The organism is Pseudomonas sp. Y5-11, assembly GCF_022368695.1.
Lineage (GTDB): Bacteria > Pseudomonadota > Gammaproteobacteria > Pseudomonadales > Pseudomonadaceae > Aquipseudomonas > Aquipseudomonas parakoreensis.
This window is the reverse complement of record NZ_CP058974.1, coordinates 3,010,857-3,031,994: the sequence shown is the minus strand read 5'-3', so window position 1 is coordinate 3,031,994 and position 21,138 is coordinate 3,010,857. Positions and strand designations below refer to the sequence as shown.

Genomic DNA, 21,138 nt, shown 5'->3' with positions numbered 1-21,138 from the left:
CCGCCCGGGTGCCACCGCAACAACGCGGCAGGGCAGGTTTAATTCAGCGCAGGTCGGGCCGCCGCGCGGAGTTCCCGTGCCTATGAGCCACGATCCGTCACGCCCGCAGGCTGCCCCTGCCCGTCAGCAGTCGCCGTCTGCTTTGGCCTTTCTTTCCCGATTTTTCGCCGCCGAGTCCGCCGGTGGCCTGATCCTGATGGCCGCCGCCCTCGCCGCGCTGCTGGTCGCCAATTCGCCTTGGGCGGCCAGCTACTTCTCGACCCTGCACATCAAAGTCGCTGGTCTGTCGATCGAGCATTGGGTGAATGATGGCCTGATGGCGATCTTCTTCATGCTGGTGGGCCTGGAGATCAAGCGCGAAATGCTCGCCGGTCAGTTGTCGACCTGGGGGCAGCGCGCGCTGCCGGGCTTTGCCGCGCTGGGCGGGATGCTGGTGCCCGCCCTGATCTACGTCGCGATCAACTGGGGCAATCCGCAGACCCTCAGCGGTTGGGCGATCCCCGCGGCCACCGACATTGCTTTCGCTTTGGGCGTACTGTCGCTGCTGGGCAAACGGGTGCCAGTGTCGCTGAAAATTTTCCTCTCCGCGCTGGCCATTCTTGATGATCTGGGTGCAGTGGTGATCATCGCGATTTTCTACACCAGCGGCCTGTCGATAAGCATGCTGTTGGCCTCGTTGGCGGTGATCGCATTGCTGGTGATCCTCAACCGCTGCGGCGTCAGAAAGCTGTGGCCGTACCTGATCGCTGGCGCCCTGCTGTGGTTCTTCATGCTGCAATCGGGGATCCACGCGACTCTCGCCGGGGTGATTCTGGCCCTGTGCATTCCGCTGGGTAACCCGGAAGACGAGCACAACTCGCCGCTGCTCTACCTCGAAGAAAAAATGCATCCGTGGGTGGCGTTCGCCGTGGTGCCGATCTTCGGCTTCGCCAACGCGGGCGTGTCATTGAGCGGCATTTCCCCGAGCAACCTGCTTGAGCCGGTGCCGCTGGGCGTCGCGTTGGGCCTGTTGTTCGGCAAGCAGATCGGCATCCTCGGCCTCGGCGCCCTGGCGATTCGCAGTGGTCTGGCGCAACTGCCGCAAGGCGCGAGCTGGCTGCAACTGTACGGCGTCGCCCTGCTCTGCGGGATCGGCTTCACCATGAGCCTGTTCATTGGCGCACTGGCCTTTCCGGGCGCGCCGCATCTGGTCGATTCGGTGAAGGTCGGTGTGTTGCTGGGTTCGATCCTGTCGGCGCTGCTGGCGGTGGTCGTGCTGATGAATGCGGGTAAGGCGAAGGCGTCGAACTGACCTCAAGATCTCATCGAAATAAATAACAATGTGGGAGCGAGCCTGCTCGCGAAGGCGCTGGTTCAGTCAACAGTTTCGCTGACTGAACTGACGCTATCGCGAGCAGGCTCACTCCCACAGTTTTTTACAGCGGTAATGCTCAGCCTTTTTCGTCGATTCCGGCCTGCAGGGTCTGGCTATCCAGGTTGCCACTCAGGGTCACCGGACCGACTTTCAGGTGGCCGTTATCGAACGACACCTTCGGTGCGTTCTCCTCGGCTTTCTGCGGCAGGTCCAGTCCGGCTTTCACGCCGTATTCACGGTTGACCAAGTCACGGCTACCGACCTTTGAACCGCCCAGATCGACCTTGCCTTCAGCCGATGAAATCTGCGCGCCGGTCAGCTGTGTCGCGCCGTCCACCGCAAGGTTCACCCCCTGATTGCCACTGATGCCGGACGCCTGCGCCACGCTGTCCTTGTGCGCGTATTCGCCCTGCGCCTTCAGCGTTGGTTTGTAGTCGGTGCCGGCGAGTTTTTCCTTGTCACTCGGCGGGTTCTTCTTCGCGGTCAGGCCCAGATCGACATCGACCCTGGCTTGCGTCTTCGAGTCCTGACGGCTGTCGACGGTCAGATCACCGGCGACCTTGCCACTGACAGTGTTCGCGTCGATCCGCGCCCCCGACAGTTGTGCATCGCCTGCGCTGTTGAGGACCACGCTGTCAGCCTTGATCTGGCTGTTCTGCTGGGTGGTGCCTTGCAGGTAATCGACGCCGACCTTGGCCCCGGCGTTGAAGCCGTGGTCGCTGCTGGCCTTTTCATCGGCAGCGGTCGGGGTCTTGCTGCTCAGGTTGCCGCCGGCATTCAGCGCAACGCTCCAGTTGTTGCGCGTCTCGGTAGATTGCGCCGACTCCTGAACCAAACCGCCCTTCTGCGCATTGATGCTGACGTTCGGCGCGCTGACTTGCGTGCCTTGCAGGTGCACCGCATCACCGCTCAACACGACGTTACTCTGGCTGTTGAGCTGACCACCGGTCAGGGTTTGCGAGTGTTCATTGACCCGACCGATGTTGAAGTTGCCGCTCAGATTAGCGCCCTGATCGCGACTCTTCTCGCTGCTGGATTTGCTGCCGCCGCCTTTCAAGCCGCCGCCGAGATTGCTGCCGGTCGCGGTGTGGGTATCAACGGCCGCTTGCAGATCAAGCTTGCCGTCAGCGTGCAGATCGATGCCGCCGGCACTGTCGATCTTCGTGCCTTGCTGAACCTGATTGCCGCCACTGCTCAGTTGCACCGGGCCAATGCCGCTGATGCTCGCGACGTGAGCCTGAGTGTCAGTGGTCTGCTTGCCGGTATGGTCTAGCTGGAAGCCAGCGCCGAGATCGACGTTGGTGCCGTCGGTGCCCGGCAAGGTGCCGACCGTCAGCGAGCCGTTGCCGCGCAGGCTGGAGTCGCTGCTGCTCTGGCGGTCACTGGCCTGATTCAGCGCCAGATCGCCGCCGGTCTTGATGCTCACCCCGCCCTGCCCGCCGTCAACACGGCTGCCAGCGAACTGCGCATCTGCGCCAACGTTGATGTTCACGCCCTGATTGCCGGCATACCCGCCGACCACCGCCGTACTGCTGTCCTTGCTGCTGTAGCTGTTGCCGCCCGCACCGCTGCCGGCGACGTTCACGTCTTCGCCGGTCTTGGTGTAAACGCGCACGTCGACCTTGGCATCGACTGAGTTATCGGTGCTGCCGTGAGTGTTGCTCGCGGCATCGGCAACCAGTGTGTCGGCGTTGATGTTGACCTTGCCGTTGCTCGCACTGTACTGAGTGCCCTGGTCGTGCAGGGTGCCGGCGGTTTTCACCTCGACACTGCCGCCGTCGAAACGGCTGACCACGGCGTTGCTGTTGTGCTCGGTCTTGTCAGCGCTGCCGTGACCGATCGCCACGTCGAGACCAACGTTTGGCTGGCCGAGATTGCTCAGGGCTTCCTTGTCCGGCACCTTGCCGTTGAGCACATCCTTGACCGCACCGGCAATCGGGCGGGCGATGTCCTTGTACTCGACATTGGCGCCGATGTCCGCCGACCAGTTGCTCTGGTTATGGCTGCTGCTTTCGGTGTTGCTGGCGGCGCGGTTGTCGATTTCGTTGGCCGTGACGTTCAGACCGTTGCCAGCCTTGACCTGCGCGCCTTCGGTCACCAGCTTGTCGGCGTTGAGGGTCAAGCCGCCGCTGCTCTGCACGCTGGTGGTTTGCGCGGTGGTTTTGCTGCTGCTGTCTTGCGTGGTGCTGTGGGCAAAATCGACACCACTGCCGGCGCGGTCGAGGCCACCGGTGTAGTAGAAACCACCGCCGGTGCTGGAGGTATCGGTCGAAGTTTTGTGGCTGTCCTGTTCGGCCAGCAACGACACATTATTGCCGCTCAGTGTGGTGTCGCCGGCCGTGGATTTGACTTCACCGCCCTTGATGGTCAGATCGCCGCCGGCCTTTACCTGCACGCTGGCGCCGCTGAGGCTGGAGCCTTGCTGGTTGACGTCGTTGCGGGTGACGGTCTGCTGCTTGTCTTCGTAGTGCACCCCGGCGCGGTATTGCTCCGGCGTTTGCTCTTTGGCGTAGGCATCGAAGCCACGGGTCTCGGTGGTAGAGCTGCTGTCGTGGCTGTTCTGCGTGGAATGCACGTTCACATCACCCGCTGCGTCCGCCGTCAGCGCGCCGCCAGCCTTGACCGTGGAGCCGGCCACTTCGATGTCCTTGGCGCTTTTGAGCTTGAGGTTGCTGTCGGAAACCAGCTCGCTGCGCACCGTGGTGCTGTCCCTGGCGTTCTGCCGCGATTCGTCCTTGGTGATGCCGAAGAACTTGCTGTCCTTGTCGTGGTTGTTGCTGTGCGAGGTGTCCTGCACGCCGTCGATCACCAGCGAACCCTGATCACTGATAACGCTGGCCTCGGTGCCGCCACGGACCTGGCTGCCGCTGATGCGCACATCATCAGCCTTGACGATCAGTTTGCCGGCCGCATTGATTTTGCTGCCCTGATGTCGGGTCTGGCCCTTGTCGGCGTCTCCGGTCTTGCCGAAGAATCCGCCACCAACCAGGTCGCCTGAGTAGCTGTTGTTATTACTGCGACTGGTGCGCGTGGCGGTGGTGACGTCCACTTGCTTGCCCGCCAGTTTCACATCGCCGGCGCTGTTCAGTTCGGCGCCTTCGGAACGCAACAACGCGGCGGTTTGCAGCGCGATATTGTCACCCTGCAACTGGCTGCCAAGGCTGCGCTGTTCTTCGCTGCTGCTGTTCCAGTCAGCCTTCCACAAATGCTTGCGATGGTTGCCCTGATCGGTCTGAGTATGGCGTTCGGTGGCCGCAGTCAGGCGCAGATCACCGACGCTGTGCACATCGAGATTTTTCGCCGCTTCAACCTTGGCGGCTTTGAGTTCGGTGTCTTTGCCGGAAGACAATTTCGCATCGCGGCTGGCGACGATCTGGCTGCCGTGCTGGCGAGTTTCACTGTCGGTCTGGGTGCGGTCGTAGGTTTCCCAGGTGATGCCGATGGTGCTGTTGCTCCAGTTTTCGCGCTTTTCCTGAAGCTTGTGGCTTTCGACGGTACTCAAGGTCAGGTTGCGCTTGGCATTGACGCTGACATCGCGACCACTGACGTCGGTGGCGGCCAATGTCAGATCGTTGCCGCTGTGCAGGCCGACATCGCCCTGACTGCTGCGAATGCCGGCACGGGTCACGTCGAGGCTGTTGGGGATCGCTTCACCGCTGACACTCAGGTCGCCAGCCGAACGGATCTGCACGCCGTCACGCCCGGCCACTTGTACCGCACCCACACGCACGCCCGCGCCTTCGGCGGTGCTGACGATATTGATGCGCCCGGCCTGCATCGCACCGAACAGGCTGGCGTCGATGCGTTGATCGGTGGTGTTGCCCGCCGGGTCCACGGTTTTTACCTGACCGCTGGCGTAATCCACCTGATTGCGCCCCGCCGTGAGGTTGAGTTGATCGCGGGCATCAATGCGGCCCTGGCTGTCGATACGCGGGGCGATCAGGTTGATCGAGCCTTCAGCGTTGCGCAGGCCACCGCTGTGGATCTGCAACTGACCACTGGCGTCGCGGGTGTTCAGCGCTTGCAGTTTGCCGTCGTTCAATTCAGGACGACCGACCAGCAGACTGGCGTTCGGCGTGTTGATGAAACTGCCGCCGTTCACCGAGATGCCGTTGGGGTTGGCCAGCACGTAATCGGCAGCGCGGCCGAAGATTTCCTGGGCGCCATTGATCGCCGAAGGGTTACGGCTGATCACCTCGTTGAGGATCACGCTCGCCGCCTGCCCCTGCAGTTGCGGGTTGGCCGCCAGTTGCCCGGCGAGCTGCGATTGCCCGGCCTGCAAGGCGTTATTCAGCACCAGACCCTGACGGTCGACGTTGTAGTCGAGGAACTGGTTGTGCGACAGGCCCGAGCCGTTGGGTGCGACGATATTGACGATGGGCACGCCGCCCTGGGTCTGCAATTGCGCGGTACCGCCGGGGCCGGGTGCGACCACCACACCGCCGGCGATAGCGGTCGGCAGGTGCACGGCGAAGAACAGGCTGGCGATCGCCCAGCGCAGTTTGCCCCGAGGAGAAAGATGAAATGCAAAGGTGTGTGCTGGCATAAAAACGTCTCCATGTAAGTACGGCATCACGGCGCGCGATTGAGTGTTGGCCGTGGCTGTCGCGCTCAGATCCGACGGCTGTTTGTTCACTGCTTGATGAGTCTCGGTGGTGCTCATATCTGCAACCCCACGCGCATCAGCCAGGTCTCTGGCTCGTGCTGCAATCCGTTGGGGGTGTTGAGGGCGCGCTGGTAATCGACGTCCACTTGCAGATTCTTCCAGCCAAGATTCAGCCCGACGCTGGCGCCGCTCAGGCGTTGGCTCTGGGCACCGTGGTCGGCCTTGAGCCAGCCGTTGTCCAGCGCCACGCGCGGGGTGATCTGCAGCGGCCAGTCGTTGCGCAGGGGCAGACGCAAGGTGTTGCGCCAGATCGCGCCGCTGGCAGCGGATGCGCTGTTGACCCGATAGCCGCGCACTGCCGAATCGTCGGTGCTGAGCAACTGTTCGATGGCCGGCAACGGGTCGGGGCTGTATTGCAGATTGAGCTGACTCTGCCACTGCCACGCTTGCGCGCCGAACTGGCCGTTGCGCCATTGGCTGAGGCCAGCGCGGTACTTGCGAAATTGCGCTTTGGGCAGGTTGTTGACCGCGTGATGGGCGTCGTCATCGGCGCCCAGCCAGCGCAGGCCTTGCGAGTAGGTGAAGTCGAGGTTCCACACCGCACGGTCGAGCCAGAACAGATTGAGTCCGGCTTCGGCCACGGTCAGAGTCGGGCTTTGAATGCCCAGACGGACATTCTCCAGGTAGCTGTCGACGTCCTTGTGCGCCAGTTGCAGGTTGGCGCCGAGCTGGCGGCTCTGGTCGCGCCACAACACGCGGTCGGCGCGCAGGCTCAGTTGATCGGTGATGCCGGTGCTGTACAAGGTCGCGCTGGGCAGTTTGAACGGCGCACGATACTCGGCGTGGCTGGCGAACGCGCTGTAGGTCCAGTAGCCGTAGGGAATCGCGTAATACAGGCTGGCGTTGCGACTGTAGCGGTCGCCCTGATTCAACGTGTCGCTGGCGCTGAGGCTCAGCAGGTCGTTGAGTTGCAACGGACTGTCGAAGCTCAGGCTGACGCTGTTGCGATCCCGCCCGGTGCTGGCGCTGCCGAGGTTGTCCATGCCCAGCCCCAACGCCCAGCGCGACTGTCCGGAAGTGCGCGAGCGCAGGATGATTCGCGACGCGCCGGGCTGGCTGCCGGGGGCAATGTCGGCGGTCAGGTCAAGCGAACGCAAGCGGTTCAACTGATCCAGGCCCTGCTCCAGATCGCGCAGGTTCAGCGGCTGACCGAGCATGTGCGGGAACGCGCCGCCCAGCGAAACGGGCAGGCTCTGATCGGCCAGTTCGATCGACTCGATGTAGCCTTCGTCCACCATGATGTCCAGCGACTGCCCCGCCGCCGGCGCACTCAACAGGTACGGGCGGCTGGCGATGTAGCCCTGCTCGACATAGATCGCGGTGATGGTCGCCAGCAAATGATTGATCTGGCCGACGCCCATGCACGGCGCCAGCAGCGGTTTGATCCGCGTGTTGAGCTTGTCGCTGTCGAGCAGCGTAACGCCGCCGATACGCGTGCCGCTCAGTGGCCAGCAGCGTTCATCGGGGGTGACGGTTTGCGGGATGGCCGGTGTGGCCGGTGCCGGACCGAACGCACCGCGCTCCAGTTGGCGCTTGCGTTGTTCCATCTGCAGTTGTTGCAGATCGCGCTGTTGCTGTTGCTGCTGGCGCAGCACTTCCTGGCCCGGCGCAACAGAGTCAGCCGCTTGAATCGAGGAGGCACACACACTCAACACAAAGGCCGACAACAGCGGGCAAAGCGTGAAGCGACGACGAGAAACAGCGCAAAGCAAATACGGCACGCAACATCCTTGCAAGCATGAAATGGCGTAATGCCACTTCATCAATGCGAGTGATAGTCAGAGCCTTCCTACACAAATGCAAGACGCTTCCTACAGCGCTTACATTTCTTAAACATTTGATTTTGCTGCGTTCAACGCTAGGCCATCAGGGTTTCCCCGAGGGCTCTCATCGAGTTCTCAAAGACCTGCCCCGCATTACCGGGACTGTCATTTCTCGAAACCGCTCCAAACCCCGAGGCCGGGTAAGCAACTGACGATCGGCACAAAAACATAATTGCCACAAAATATTACTTGCGTCATATTACGACTGTAATAACCAATCGTTCCCGCAGGTATTACGCTATGACCGCCATGTCCACCCTCGAGCCCGACCTGTCATCCCCGGTCACCCCCGCCAAACCGCCTTTGCGCAAGCGCTTGCTGCTGACCGGCTCTGGCCTGATCGCGCTGGTCATGGTCGGCGTGTACGCCAGTCATTGGTGGAGCACCGGGCGTTTTCTCGAGGAGACTGACGATGCCTACATCGGTGGCGACGTCACGGTGATCGGGCCGAAGGTTGCCGGCTACATCGAAGAAGTGCTGGTCAGCGACAACCAGTCGGTCAAGGCCGGCGATGTGCTGATCCGACTTGATGCGCGCGACTATCGCGCCAACCTCGCCAAAGCCGAAGGCGCAGTCGCTGCCGAAGAGGCGCTGCTGGCTAACCTCGACGCCACTGAGCAACTGCAGCAAGCGGTAATCGGCCAGGCCCGCGCCGGCATTGATGCCGCTGGTGCCGAAACCGCGCGCTCACGGGATGACAACGCGCGCTACAAACGCCTGGTCAGCAGCAATGCCGTGTCGGTGGAAAGCGCCCAACGCGCCGACGCCAGCTTCAAGACCGCTCAGGCCCTGAGTGCCCGCGCCCAGGCCGAACTGCTCGCCGCCCAGCGCCAACTGGCGGTGATCGACACCCAGAAACAACAGGCCCGTGCCGCCCTGCAACAAGCCCGGGCCGAGCGTGATCTGGCGCAGTTGAACCTCGGCTACACCGAACTGCGCGCGCCGGTTGATGGCGTGATCGGCAATCGCCGCGCACGGGTCGGCGCCTATGCCCAGGCCGGGTCGCAACAGTTGTCGGTGGTGCCGGCCAGCGGTCTGTGGGTGGATGCCAATTTCAAGGAGGACCAACTGGCGCGGATGAAACCCGGGCAACGGGTGAGCATCCGCGCCGACGTGCTTTCCGGCCAGGAGTTCCACGGCCGCCTCGACAGCCTCGCCCCCGCCACCGGCTCGCAATTCAGCGTGCTGCCGCCAGAGAACGCCACCGGCAACTTCACCAAAATCGTCCAGCGGGTACCGGTGCGAATTCTGCTCGATCCGGCCGATGGCGTGCTCGGGCATCTGCGGCCGGGCTTGTCGGTCACCGCTGAAGTCGACACCCGCGCGCCCGCTGAATCCAGCGCCGTGGCCGTCGCACCATGAGCACCACCCTCACCGCCCCGGCGCAACCGTTCAACGCCGCCGACATGGCTACCGCGACCAAAGTATTCGCCTTCGCCACGATGTGCATCGGCATGTTCATTGCGCTGCTGGACATCCAGATCGTCTCGGCCTCGCTGCGCGACATCGGCGGCGGACTCTCGGCCGGCACCGACGAAACCGCGTGGGTGCAGACCAGTTACCTGATCGCCGAAATCATCGTGATCCCGCTGTCGGGCTGGCTGTCGCGGGTGTTCTCCACCCGCTGGCTGTTCTGTGCTTCGGCGGTCGGCTTCACCCTGGCCAGTTTGCTTTGCGGTGTGGCGTGGAACATCCAGAGCATGATCGCCTTTCGGGCGCTGCAGGGCTTTCTCGGCGGCTCGATGATCCCGCTGGTGTTCACCACCGCGTTCTTTTTCTTCACCGGCAAACAACGGGTGATCGCCGCCGCGACCATCGGCGCCGTGGCGTCACTGGCGCCGACCCTGGGTCCGGTAATCGGTGGCTGGATTACCGACATTTCCTCATGGCACTGGCTGTTCTACATCAACCTGGTGCCGGGGATTTTCGTCGCCGTGGCCGTGCCGATGCTGGTAAAGATCGACCAGCCGGAACTGGCGCTGCTCAAGGGCGCGGACTACTTGAGCATGGTATTTCTCGCGCTGTTTCTCGGCTGCCTGGAATACACCCTCGAAGAAGGCCCGCGCTGGAACTGGTTCAGCGATCAAACGATTCTGACCACGGCGTGGATCAGCGGTCTGGCGGGTCTGGCCTTTATCGGGCGCACCTTGCACGTGGCCAATCCGATCGTTGATTTGCGCGCACTCAAGGATCGCAATTTCGCCCTCGGCTGCTTCTTTTCCTTCGTCACCGGAATTGGTCTGTTCGCGACGATTTACCTGACGCCGCTGTTTCTCGGCCGGGTGCGTGGCTACAGCGCGCTGGACATTGGTCTGGCGGTTTTTTTCACCGGGGTGTTCCAGATCATGGCGATTCCGTTGTACGCCTTTCTCGCCAATCGCATGGATTTGCGCTGGATCATGATGCTTGGGCTGGGCTTGTTTGCCGTATCGATGTGGGAGTTCAGTCCGATCACCCACGACTGGGGTTCCGCTGAGTTGATGTTGCCGCAAGCGCTGCGCGGGATCGCCCAGCAACTGGCGGTGCCGCCGGCAGTGACATTGACTTTGGGAGGCTTGGCACCGGCACGCTTGAAGCACGCTTCGGGGCTGTTCAACCTGATGCGCAATCTGGGCGGAGCCATCGGCATTGCCGCGTGCGCGACCATTCTCAATGACCGCACCAACCTGCACTTCACCCGCCTGGCCGAGCATTTGAACAGCAGCAACGAGGCGCTGAATCAGTGGCTGGCGCAGGTCGGTGGCAACCTGGAAACACTGGGTCAGAGTGGTGACGTCGGGATCACCGCCGGTCTGCGTCAGCTGTGGCTGCTGACTTACCGCGAGGCGCAGACCCAGACCTACGGCGATACCTTTTTGATGATCATGCTGTGCTTCATCATCGCCACGGCGATGGTGCCCTTGATGCGCAAGGTGCAACCACCGGCTGCGCCGAGTGCAGATGCGCATTGATGCCTCGCCCGTGTAGGAGCTGCCGCAGGCTGCGATCTTTTGATCTTGTCTTTAAAAGATCGCAGCCTCGTTTCACTCGACAGCTCCTACAGGGTTATGGGTTGCGGCTTAGAGCTGCGGGGTTTTGCGGAAGCCCACGGCCAGACGGTTCCAGCTGTTGATGGTGCTGATCGCCACGCTCAGGTCGACCATTTCCTTGGGCGTGAATTGCGCGGCGACGATGTCATAGTCTTCGTCCGGCGCATGAGTCAGGCTCAGTTGGGTCAGCGACTCGGTCCACAGCAGCGCGGCGCGTTCTCGCTCAGTGAAGAATGGTGCTTCACGCCAGGCGGTCACCGCGAACAACCGGCGCGGGGTCTCACCGCCCTTGATTGCATCAGCGGTGTGCATGTCGATGCAGAATGCGCAGCCGTTGATCTGCGATGCACGCAGCTTGACCAGCTCGATCAGGGTCTTTTCCAGCGGCAGTTTCGAGACCGCAGTTTCCAGAGCCATCATCGCTTTCAGGGCGTCTGGGGAAGCAGTGTAGAAATCGGTACGAGCTTTCATGGTGAGTTTCCGGGGGCCAGTGAATGTGTGACTAAGGTAGCCCCGCACCAACCCCGGACAAATAGCCAATCTCCCGGAAGACGAGTAGACCACCGCGTCACACGCGCTGGCGCAACCAGTGCAGGAACCCGGTTTTCGCCACCACGGTCGGCACGTCCTGGGTCAGAGTCTGAGCCTTGTGCAGGCGATAATCGAGCAAGGCTTTCATCGCCTCGTTGATGTCGTGGCGGGCATCCAGGCACGGCTTCAGGTAGGTCTTCTCGATGCGATACAGCGCGCAGAAGGTTTTCGCCGCGAAGGTCGCCGGTACTGAAGAATCGGACAGAATCCCGGCCTCGCCGATCACTTCGCCCGGCCCCATGCGCCCGGATTCGAACGGGCTGCCATGGCGGGTCAGGGTCACGCTGACCACGCCGGATTCGATGATGAACAAATGATCGCTGACCTCCCCGGCCTCGAGGATCGTTTCCCCGGCGCGGAAGGTTTGCAGGGTCATGTTCTGGCTGAAGGTGTCTTTCTCTTCCTGGCGCAGGGTGGAGAAAATCGGTGAGCTGTCGAGCAGCGCCCGTGGCCGCGAAAGGTTACCGGCAACGATTGGCTCGACACTCGACAACAGATTGACCCCGGACGCCTGCAGATGCCGGTAAGCCAGATCGAACAGCTGATTGCGCACCGGACGTTTCTGGTCCATCGACGACACAAAGCCGCTGATTTCATATTCGACACCGGTGCTGCTGGCGCTTTTCAGTGCGACGCTCGGCGCGGGATTGTCCAGCAGCGGACGGCAGCCCTGCATCGCCCGCTCCAGCGCATCGATCACCGTATTGGGCCGGGCATGCGGGCTGACCTGGACACTGACGGCCAGGCCGAACATGTTGCTCGGCCGGCTAAAGTTGATGATCTTGGCCTTGGCCGCCAGCGAGTTGGGAATCACCGCCATGCTGCCCTGGCTGGTCTGCAGACGCGTAGCGCGCCAATCGATGTCGATGACCCGGCCTTCGGTGCCGTCGATGGAGATCCAGTCATCGATCTGATACGGCTTGGTAGTGTTGAGCACGATCCCGGAAAACACATCACTGAGGGTGCTCTGCAACGCCAGACCGACAATGATCGCCAAGGCCCCGGACGTCGCCAGCACGCCTTTGACCGGCAGATCGAGCACGTAGGCCAGAGCGGCGATAATGGCGATCAGGAAAATCACCGCCCCGAGCAGATCCTGCAACAGCCGCCCGGTGTGCCCGACCCGCTGCATCATCACCGCGCCGATCAACACGGTCAGGGTGCGCGCGCCGAACAGCCACCAGCCGATCTGCAACCCGGTCGCCGCCAGATGCAACGGCACATTGTCCGCCCACGGCGCCGGCTCCATCGGGTTGAGGCCTTCGTTGAACAGCACCGCGCTGAACAGGCTGAAAATCAGCACCCGCACCAGCAGCTTCCACTCGCTGCCACGGGCACTGATCAGGCGCCACAGGCCCAGATCGAGCAGGATCAGAATCAACGCGCAAAACAACGGATGTTCGGTCAAAAAAGACAACATCAAAGCACTCCGACAGGGCCCAGTCGCGAGAAGATCGCACAGATTGGGCAAGTGTAGGAGTAATTGATTTCAGAGACAGAACACCCGCGCAAAAACACCAAAAACCAATGGGGAGCGGGCTTGCTCGCGAAGGCGGTGGATCAGTCAGACACGCATCGACTGTAAGTCCGCTTTCGCGAGCAAGCCCGCTCCCACAGGGATGAAATTTACCCGTGCATTTGGCCAAAACGCCCGGACTGGAAGTCGGCGAATGCCTGATGAATTTCCTGCTCGGTGTTCATCACGAACGGGCCATGGCCGACAATCGGTTCGTCGATCGGCTCGCCGCTGAGCAGCAGCACCACGGCGTCTTCACCGGCCTCAAGGGTCAACTGACGCCCCTCACGTTCAAACAGCACCAATTGCCCGACACCCGCCGTTTGCGCACCGTTGATCTGCACCGACCCTTTCAACAGCACCAGCGCAGTGTTGCGCCCTTCGTGCAGATCCAGGCTCAGCAACTTGCCGGCATTGAGCCGCAGGTCCCAGACGTCGATCGGCGTGAACGTGCGCGATGGGCCTTTATGCCCCTCGAACTCACCAGCGATCAGCCGCAGGCTGCCGGCGTCGTCCTTCAGCGCGATATTCGGAATATCGCCGTCGAGTATGGTCTGGTAGCCGGGCGCGGCCATTTTGTCCTTGGCCGGCAGGTTGACCCACAGCTGCACCATTTCCAGATTGCCGCCGGTTCTGGCGAAATCATCCGAGTGAAACTCTTCATGCAGGATCCCGGACGCAGCCGTCATCCACTGCACGTCGCCCGGGCCGATGGTGCCGCCGCTGCCGGTGGAGTCACGGTGCTGCACCTCGCCGTCATAGACGATGGTCACGGTTTCAAAACCACGGTGCGGGTGCTGGCCAACACCGCGGCGCTCGGTGGTCGGGGTGAATTGCGCGGGTCCTGCGTGATCGAGCAGCAGGAACGGGCTGATGTGCTTGCCCAGGTTGTCGTAGGAAAACAGGGTGCGCACCGGGAAACCATCGCCGACCCAATGGCCGCGAGGGCTGGTGTAGATACCGATGATGTTTTTCATGGTTGCCTCCAGAAAAGTGGGTGACGCAATGGATTAAGCTTAAATCCATGACGGTCGGAGGACTAGACGGCAAAAATCAGCTTAAGTGTTCCATCTGCAGGACAGTAGTGCACCTTGCGCGAGCCATTCACAACCCCCTGTAGGTGCTGCGGCACGCTGCGATCTTTTGATCTTGTTGTTTAAAATCAAAAGATCGCAGCGTGCCGCAGCGCCTGCAAGATTCGTGACTTCTGCTCAACAGTGCTTTGCCCCACCAGCGGTTTTTCTCAAGGACGCAGACGCGGATACTCCCGCCCATTCTCACTGCAACCCTGGAGTCATCAATGTCTGTTCCCGCTTTTGGTCTGGGTACGTTTCGCCTGCAAGGCCAGGTGGTCATCGATTCGGTGCGCAATGCGCTGGATCTCGGTTACCGCGTCATCGACACCGCGCAGATCTACGAGAACGAAGCCGAGGTCGGTCAAGCCATCGCCGCCAGCGGCATTGCTCGCCAGGATCTGTTCATCACCAGCAAGATCTGGATCGCCAACTTCGCCAGGGATCGCTTGATCGACAGCCTCAAGGAAAGCCTGCGCAAGCTGCAGACCGACTACCTCGACCTGACGCTGATCCACTGGCCATCGCCGGAAGATCAAGTGCCGGTCGCCGAGTTCATGGGCGCGCTGCTCGAAGCCAAACGTCTGGGCCTGACCCGGCAGATCGGCGTTTCCAACTTCACCATCGAGCTGATGCAACAGGCGATTGCAGCGGTCGGCGCAGACAACATCGCCACCAACCAGATCGAACTGCACCCGTACCTGCAAAACCGCAAAGTGGTCGAGTTCGCGCAAAGCCAAGGCATCCAGATCACCTCGTACATGACCCTGGCCTATGGCGAAGTGCTCAAGGACCCGCTGATCCAGCAGATCGCCACACGCCTGCAAGCGACCCCGGCGCAAGTCACTCTGGCCTGGGCGATGCAACAGGGCTACGCGGTGATTCCATCGTCGACCCGTCGCGCCAATCTGCAAAGTAACCTCGGTGCTACGGCGCTGACCCTGAGCGACGCCGACATGGCGTTGATCGCCACACTGGAGCGTGGCCAGCGCCTGACCAACCCGAAAGGCATTGCCCCGCAGTGGGACTGATCGTTCAAGTCTGAAGGTGCTGCGCGAGACTGAGCATGGCCTCGCGCAGCATCTCGACCGAGCGCTCGACCACTTGGGCTTCGGCGTCTCGGCAAACCTGCTCAAGGTCCGCACAGGCTGCCGCCACTCGCGCGGCACCGACCATCTGCGCACCGCCCTTGATGTGATGAGCCAGCGTACGCAATTCGCTCAGATTGAGGGGCCGGCATGCGACGTCCAGCCGTTGCAGGTCGTCCAGCAGACTGCACAAGACTTGCTCTCGCAATCGTTGCATCAGCGCATGATCGTTACCGGCCATTTGCTCCAGCGCGCTCAGGTCGAGCTCGGTCAAGGGCAGTGGCGGCTTTGGCTCGCCTGCATTTTCGCTGTGTCCGGCGCCCTGCAATGCCAGCGCCAGATCAGCCAGGCGGATCGGTTTGAACAGGCAGTCATCCATACCGGCCTCAAGACACCGCGCCTTTTCCTCGATCTGCGCATTGGCGGTAAAGCCGAGAATCAGACACCGTGCCCGGCCGCTCGCCGCCTCTTCGCCACGGATGGCCCGCGCGAGTTCGTAGCCGTTGCGCCGGGGCATGTTGCAGTCGGTGATCAGCACGTCAAACGCATGTGCCCGCCAGCGTTGCAGCCCCTGTTCACCGTCTTCGATATCGACGGTGCGGTGGCCGAGCTCACTCAACTGCCAACAGAGCAGCAGCCGGTTGACCGGATGGTCATCCACCACCAGCACGCTCAGCGAGCGCGCCGGGGTGTCCGCCACCGCAGTGCTTGCAACCTCGGCGGCACGCGCGGTCAGGGCTTGCAATTGCAGTTTGACCTCGACCCGCGTTCCATGCCCCGGCTGGCTGTCGAGGTGCAACGTTCCGCCCATCATTTCGCAGAGCTCACGGCTGATCACCAAGCCCAGCCCCGAGCCACTGCGCGCGGACTGCCCGGCGTTGCCAGCCTGTACAAACGGGCTGAACAGGCGCTGGCGGTCATGCTCACTGATGCCGATGCCACTGTCTTCGATCACTACCGTCACGCCCACGCTTGCGAGCGGCATCGCGTGCACTGACAGCCGCACGCTGACCTCGCCTTGCTCGGTGAACTTGATCGCATTGCTCAACAGGTTCGACAGCACTTGCTTGAAGCGCACCGGATCAATCAACACGTCAACGTCGCTGCCCGCCCCCAGTTCGATGTGCCATAACAGGCACTTTTGTCGCGCCAGCCCTTCGAATACCCGGCACACCGAAGCCACCAGTTCGCGCAGGTTGGCCCGCTGCGGCGCGAGGGACAACTGCCCGGATTCGATGCGCGCGATATCGAGAATGTCGCCGATCAGCGCGAGCAGTTGCTGACCGGCGCCCGACGCAACCTGAATCGCCAACCGGTCAGTGACACCCTCCTCGGCACGTTTGAGCGCCAGTTCGAGCATACCGATCAACGCGTTCATCGGCGTGCGGATTTCATGGCTCATGGTCGCCAGAAAAGTCGTCTTGGCGCGGTTGGCATCGTCAGCCGCCTCCTTGGCTTGCTGCAACTGATGCAACCATTGCTGACGCTGACGTAACTGCCGGCGCTGAAAACCGATCCAGGCCAGCGCCAGCACCAGCAACCCCGCTGCAGCGGCAAACCCCAGAACAATCTCGCGGCGGTGGCGTACCCAATAGCTCTCCTCCACCACCACATCATGACTCCAGCGCTCGACCAACTCGTCCATCTGCTGAGGTGCGATGCTCAGCAGTGCCTTGTTCAGCAATGTGTGCAGCGCCGTGGCCTGCGGTGCGGTCGCCAACGCGATGCGTGCCGGTTGATCGCCAACGGTGTTGGTGATGCGCAAACGCTCGCGGTACTGGCGGGCAAGCAGAAAGCGCGCCACCAGCAGGGAACTGACCGTTGCATCGGCCTGGCCCTTGACGATCAGTTCCATGCCCTCAGCGGGACTGCGCACCTCCACCAGAGTTAATCGTGGCACGCGCCGCACCAGGTATTCGCGCAACGGATGCCCGCGATAAATGGCCAGTCGTTTACCCTGTAAATCGTCGCGGCTGCGCGGGCTGCCGGCCGTTGTCGCACTGATCAGCACAAACGGGTTGTTCAGATACGCGCGGGTGAACTGCAGCTCGGCTTCACGCTCGCTGCTCGGCGTCACCACCGGCAACACGTCGAGCTCACCGGCCTGGAGCTGTTCGATCTGGCGGTCCAGCGAACGCCCCCGAACCACGTCGAATTGCAAACCGGTGCGCTGGCTGATCAGGTTGAGCAGCTGTGCCGACAGACCACTGAAACGGCCCTCGGCATCAAAAAAACTCAGCGGCGCAAAGTCCTCGATCACCCCCACGCGCACCACCGGGTGCTGCGCCAACCAATCCTGCTCACTGGCACTCAGACGTACCCGCGACTGCGCGGCCATCTGCGCGCGCCCTGCGCTCCAGCGTTGCTCGATAAGCTGACGACGTTCCATGGGAATCGCCGCCAGTACCTTGTCGATGATGCGTTTGAGGCGTACTTCACTGCGCCGCAGGGCGAAACCGAAGGCGTTGGCATCCAGCCCCGACGGCCCGGCCAATTGCAGGTCATTGCGATAATTGGTGTTGATCAGGTAATTGGTGCTGATCAGATCGCCCAGGTAGCCATCATCGACACCGAAAGCCACTGCCCCCAGTGCGTCCATCGCCGAGGGATAGCGCAGCACCTGCGCCTTGGGATAGAACGCCTGCACACTGGCCAGCGGCAGATAATCCTCGACCATGGCGATGCGTTTGCCGGCCAGATCCGCCGGCAACGTTTCGTCTAACCGGGTCACCAGCATCGGCTGATCGTCGGCGTAAGTTCGCGACAGCACAAAGTCGGGGTCGGCGAGTTCAAAGCTGTTGGAGGTGCCCAGCAGGTCGAGTTCGCCCTGTTTGAGCGCAGCCATGACTTGCTCGCGATTGGCGAAACGTTGCACATCGATGCGCACCCCGAGCAGTTGCGCCAGCAGGTCGGCGTAATCGGCGGTGAGCCCTTCCAGCTCGTGTTGATTGCGGGTGATTTCGAACGGCGGATAGTCCGCACCGGAAATGCCCATGCGCAAGACCGGATGCTGGCGTAACCACTGACGGTCACGCTCATCGAGCGCGACAGGGATATTGTCCAGTTCGGCCTGGGCCAACAGTTCCAGGTGCTGCGCCGACTCACTGGCCCAAGAGGTGGCCGTGATGCTCAACCACAGGACACAGCACCAGCCTTGCAGATTCATCAGGTCACTCAGAGCAGATGATTGCGTTTGGCGAGTTCACGCAAGTGCACCGTCGAGGTGATCCCGAGTTTTTTCATCAAACGGGTTTTGTAGGTGCTAACGGTTTTATGGCTCAGGTGCGTGTCTGCGGCGATCATTTTGTTGGCTTTGCCATGCGCCAATTGCACAAGGATATTCAACTCACGATTGGACAGGCCGTCGATCATCTGTTTTTCGCTGCGGTGCAAAGGGGTCGACGTATAGTCCTTGTCAGACGACGCCGCAAAATAGGCATAGCCTGACATCAACGCCTGAATTGCCTTGTGCAATTGCAGCAACTGGTTGGTTTTGGCCACGAAGCCCAAGGCACCGGCACGCAAGCAGCGGTCCTGATAATACTGCGGGTCCTGAGAGGTGAAGATCAGCACCTTGCATTTGGGGTCGATGGCCTTCAGCCGTTCCAGCAGCTCCAGGCCACCGATCCCCGGCAACTTGAGGTCGAGCACCACCAGGTTGGGTTTGTGCTCACGATTCAGGGCCAGGGCTTCGCTGGCGCTCGCGGCCTCGTGAATCTCCTTGAATCGCTCGGTCTGGAGTACGAGTCTCACGGCTGCGCGCACCACCGGATGATCGTCGACGATCAGCGCTGACTTCATGACGGCTCCCCGTGCAACTACCTGACAAAGGCGCCACAGCGTCGGATGCTGCGGACGCCGTTGCTGTGCAAAGACTGTTACACGGGAATCACGCGGGATCTACCTGTCAGATCTGACAGTTGCAGCAAACGCCAAACCGTGCTCAAGCCCGGCGCTGCGGGGCCGATGCCGGGTTCCAGGCATTCGCTGCGCACACCGGCGGACCATCGGCCCGACCCATCAGGTGCTTGATCGCCGCCAGGTCGGGCAGTGCGACAGGGCTGATCTGCATGTTCTCCTGAGCAAAACCTGCCGGCGTCTGCACCGGAGCCGAAGGTTCGTTGTAGATCAGCACATGACGGACATGCGGGTTGTTCAGGAAAAAGCCCGACAGATTCAGCGACCCGGCCGCCAGTTCGGCATTGATGACTACGGCATCGAAGGGGTCGCAGCCGTACTCCACCAGCGTCAGCAACTCCAGCAGACTCTGCACCGGAGCGACGCGGAAGTATTCGAGATGGTTGAACAGCCGCTCGATTTTCATTCGGTGAAAATGCTGCGGATCGGCAATCAGGATGCGCAGGGTTTTATTGATCATGCTCGATGTCCCGAAGCTCGGAGGTGGCGCGCCAAGACTACGCATCTCGCCGGAACAGCTCTGTAGGACCTTTCCTAAAAATCCGCTCATTCGTCTGTTCCTTTGCCGTGGTTGCGCCGTTGCAGCCAGTTCAACAGATCGACCCCGGCCATCGGCCGTGCGTACCAGTAGCCCTGCCCTTGCGTGCAGCCCGGCGCCAGCAGTTCGCGACGTTGCGCGGCGGTTCCGATGCCTTCGATGACCACGCTCATGCCCAGGGCTTCGCCCAACGCCAGGGTGCTGCTGATGGCCGCGCGAAAACGGGGTTCATGCGCAAGGTTGTGAATGAAATCGGCGTCGAGCTTGATCTCGTTGAAGGGCAACTGACACAGGCGCTGCAACGAAGAGAATCCGGCGCCGAAGTCATCGATCGACAAGCGACAGCCCATCATCCGCAACCGCACCAGCGTCTCCAGGCTGGTGGCCGGTGCTTCGGGCAGGCCGCTTTCGGTCAGCTCGAAGGTCAGGCCCGAACCGCTGCTTGCCTGTTCGGCCAGCAGGCTGTTCAACGTCGACGTCAGTTGCGCATTGGCCAGTTGCACGGTTTGCAGGTTGAACGCCACGTTCAGGACACAACCGTGCGCCCGGGCGCTGCGCTGCATCTGCAAGTCGCACAGGGCGGTGTCCACCGAGTTCATGACAGCGGCGGCGATTGTAATCGCCGAGAGCCACGCCGAATGGCAGCCCGATATGGTTGCCTTATTCGGTGGTACTCGGACTCCAGAACGCCTGCACCACCAGCGCTGAAGTCGAGATTCGCGCCACCAGTGCGTCCAGCTCGTCACCGTCCACCGAGGTGGTCGCCAGCGTCGCTTCGATCTCGATTTCGTCGGCACCGAAGGCATGTACATCGACGTCGCTGGCCGGGTAATTGCTGCGTTCCAGCTCGGCTTCGAGCAGGGCGAACACGGCTTTCTGCTGCGAGCGCCGGGCGATCACGTAAACGATGTTGGTGACTTCGGCCGAGACCACGTCCAGTGGCTGGCGGTTGATGTTGTTGACAATCGGCCGCAGCAAGGTGTTGGCGGCGAGGATGAACAGCGTGCCGAGCACCGCTTCGGCCAACAGATCAGCCCCGGCGCAGGCGCCGACGGCGGCGGAAGTCCACAAGGTTGCGGCGGTGTTGAGGCCACGGACGTTACCTTCCTCGCGCATGATCACGCCTGCGCCGAGAAAGCCAATGCCGGAAACCACGTACGCGACCACCCGCACCGCGCCTTCTGCGCCGCCGAGACGGTTGGCCATGTCGACGAAAATCGCCGCACCGACCGCCACCAGCACGTTGGTGCGCAGGCCGGCGGTGCGTTGCCGGTACTGGCGCTCGAAACCGATCAGGCCACCGAGGATGAACGCCGCGCTGAGGCTGACGAGGGTGTCGAGCAGCGAGGTGAGGTTGAGGTTGTTGATGGCTTGCATGATGAAGCTCCTTGAATAGTCCACAGTCCCTTTGTCGGGCTTGCTGCCAATTCACTTGACATACCCGTTCCCTGTAGGAGCTGCCGCAGGCTGCGATCTGTTGATTTTGTTTTTAAAAGACAAGATCAACAGATCGCAGCCTGCGGCAGCTCCTACAGGGGCAGC

The 21,138-nt window shown here is 61.8% G+C and carries 14 protein-coding genes; 4 read left to right on the top strand and 10 right to left on the bottom strand.

Translation table 11 applies throughout. The features are described 5' to 3' along the window. Positions 1-82: 82 nt before the first annotated feature. A complete protein-coding gene (gene nhaA / locus HXW87_RS13505; protein ID WP_239779154.1) occupies positions 83-1,291 on the top strand; it encodes a Na+/H+ antiporter NhaA in 1,209 nt (402 codons plus the stop codon). A gap of 139 nt (positions 1,292-1,430) precedes the next feature. Here the strand turns inward: nhaA and HXW87_RS13500 are convergent, their stop codons facing one another. After that, a complete protein-coding gene (locus HXW87_RS13500; protein ID WP_239779057.1) occupies positions 1,431-5,900 on the bottom strand; it encodes a hemagglutinin repeat-containing protein in 4,470 nt (1,489 codons plus the stop codon). A 113-nt stretch (positions 5,901-6,013) separates the two neighbouring features. Then, entirely contained in the window at positions 6,014-7,741 is a 1,728-nt protein-coding gene (locus HXW87_RS13495) for a ShlB/FhaC/HecB family hemolysin secretion/activation protein (RefSeq protein ID WP_239779056.1), read from the bottom strand. A gap of 342 nt (positions 7,742-8,083) precedes the next feature. On the opposite strand from HXW87_RS13495, the gene HXW87_RS13490 reads away from it, so the two are divergent. Continuing rightward, a complete protein-coding gene (locus HXW87_RS13490) occupies positions 8,084-9,205 on the top strand; it encodes an HlyD family secretion protein (protein ID WP_131670077.1) in 1,122 nt (373 codons plus the stop codon). Further along, positions 9,202-10,794: a DHA2 family efflux MFS transporter permease subunit gene (locus HXW87_RS13485; protein WP_239779055.1), complete on the top strand. Its 1,593-nt coding sequence runs from the start codon at positions 9,202-9,204 to the stop codon at positions 10,792-10,794. Before HXW87_RS13490 ends, HXW87_RS13485 begins: the two co-directional genes overlap by 4 nt. A 108-nt stretch (positions 10,795-10,902) precedes the next feature. Here the strand turns inward: HXW87_RS13485 and HXW87_RS13480 are convergent, their stop codons facing one another. The 3 genes from HXW87_RS13480 to HXW87_RS13470 form a co-directional block, all read right to left on the bottom strand. Beyond that, positions 10,903-11,343, bottom strand: a complete 441-nt coding sequence (locus HXW87_RS13480; protein ID WP_086794853.1) for a carboxymuconolactone decarboxylase family protein — start codon at positions 11,341-11,343, stop codon at positions 10,903-10,905. A 97-nt stretch (positions 11,344-11,440) separates the two neighbouring features. Further along, a complete protein-coding gene (locus tag HXW87_RS13475; protein ID WP_121184605.1) occupies positions 11,441-12,883 on the bottom strand; it encodes a mechanosensitive ion channel domain-containing protein in 1,443 nt (480 codons plus the stop codon). 206 nt (positions 12,884-13,089) lie between these two features. Then, a complete protein-coding gene (locus HXW87_RS13470; RefSeq protein ID WP_239779054.1) occupies positions 13,090-13,956 on the bottom strand; it encodes a pirin family protein in 867 nt (288 codons plus the stop codon). A gap of 323 nt (positions 13,957-14,279) precedes the next feature. On the opposite strand from HXW87_RS13470, the gene dkgB reads away from it, so the two are divergent. After that, positions 14,280-15,083, top strand: a complete 804-nt coding sequence (gene dkgB / locus HXW87_RS13465; protein WP_047295174.1) for a 2,5-didehydrogluconate reductase DkgB — start codon at positions 14,280-14,282, stop codon at positions 15,081-15,083. 4 nt (positions 15,084-15,087) lie between these two features. On the opposite strand, the gene HXW87_RS13460 is transcribed toward dkgB, so the two are convergent. The 5 genes from HXW87_RS13460 to HXW87_RS13440 all read right to left on the bottom strand — a co-directional run bounded on the left by HXW87_RS13460 (position 15,088) and on the right by HXW87_RS13440 (position 20,973). After that, positions 15,088-18,306 carry a transporter substrate-binding domain-containing protein gene (locus HXW87_RS13460; RefSeq protein WP_239779053.1) on the bottom strand — a complete coding sequence of 1,073 codons (3,219 nt, stop codon included), beginning with the start codon at positions 18,304-18,306 and terminating at the stop codon, positions 15,088-15,090. Positions 18,307-18,314: 8 nt separating this feature from the next. Continuing rightward, a complete protein-coding gene (locus tag HXW87_RS13455) occupies positions 18,315-18,941 on the bottom strand; it encodes a response regulator transcription factor (RefSeq protein WP_121184597.1) in 627 nt (208 codons plus the stop codon). Positions 18,942-19,083: 142 nt separating this feature from the next. Beyond that, positions 19,084-19,518 (bottom strand): chemotaxis protein CheY, encoded by a 435-nt coding sequence (locus tag HXW87_RS13450; protein ID WP_239779052.1) that lies wholly within the window; start codon positions 19,516-19,518, stop codon positions 19,084-19,086. An 86-nt stretch (positions 19,519-19,604) separates the two neighbouring features. Further along, positions 19,605-20,195 carry an EAL domain-containing protein gene (locus HXW87_RS13445; protein WP_239779051.1) on the bottom strand — a complete coding sequence of 197 codons (591 nt, stop codon included), beginning with the start codon at positions 20,193-20,195 and terminating at the stop codon, positions 19,605-19,607. 61 nt (positions 20,196-20,256) lie between these two features. Then, a complete protein-coding gene (locus HXW87_RS13440; protein WP_007968289.1) occupies positions 20,257-20,973 on the bottom strand; it encodes an MgtC/SapB family protein in 717 nt (238 codons plus the stop codon). Positions 20,974-21,138 lie beyond the last annotated feature (165 nt).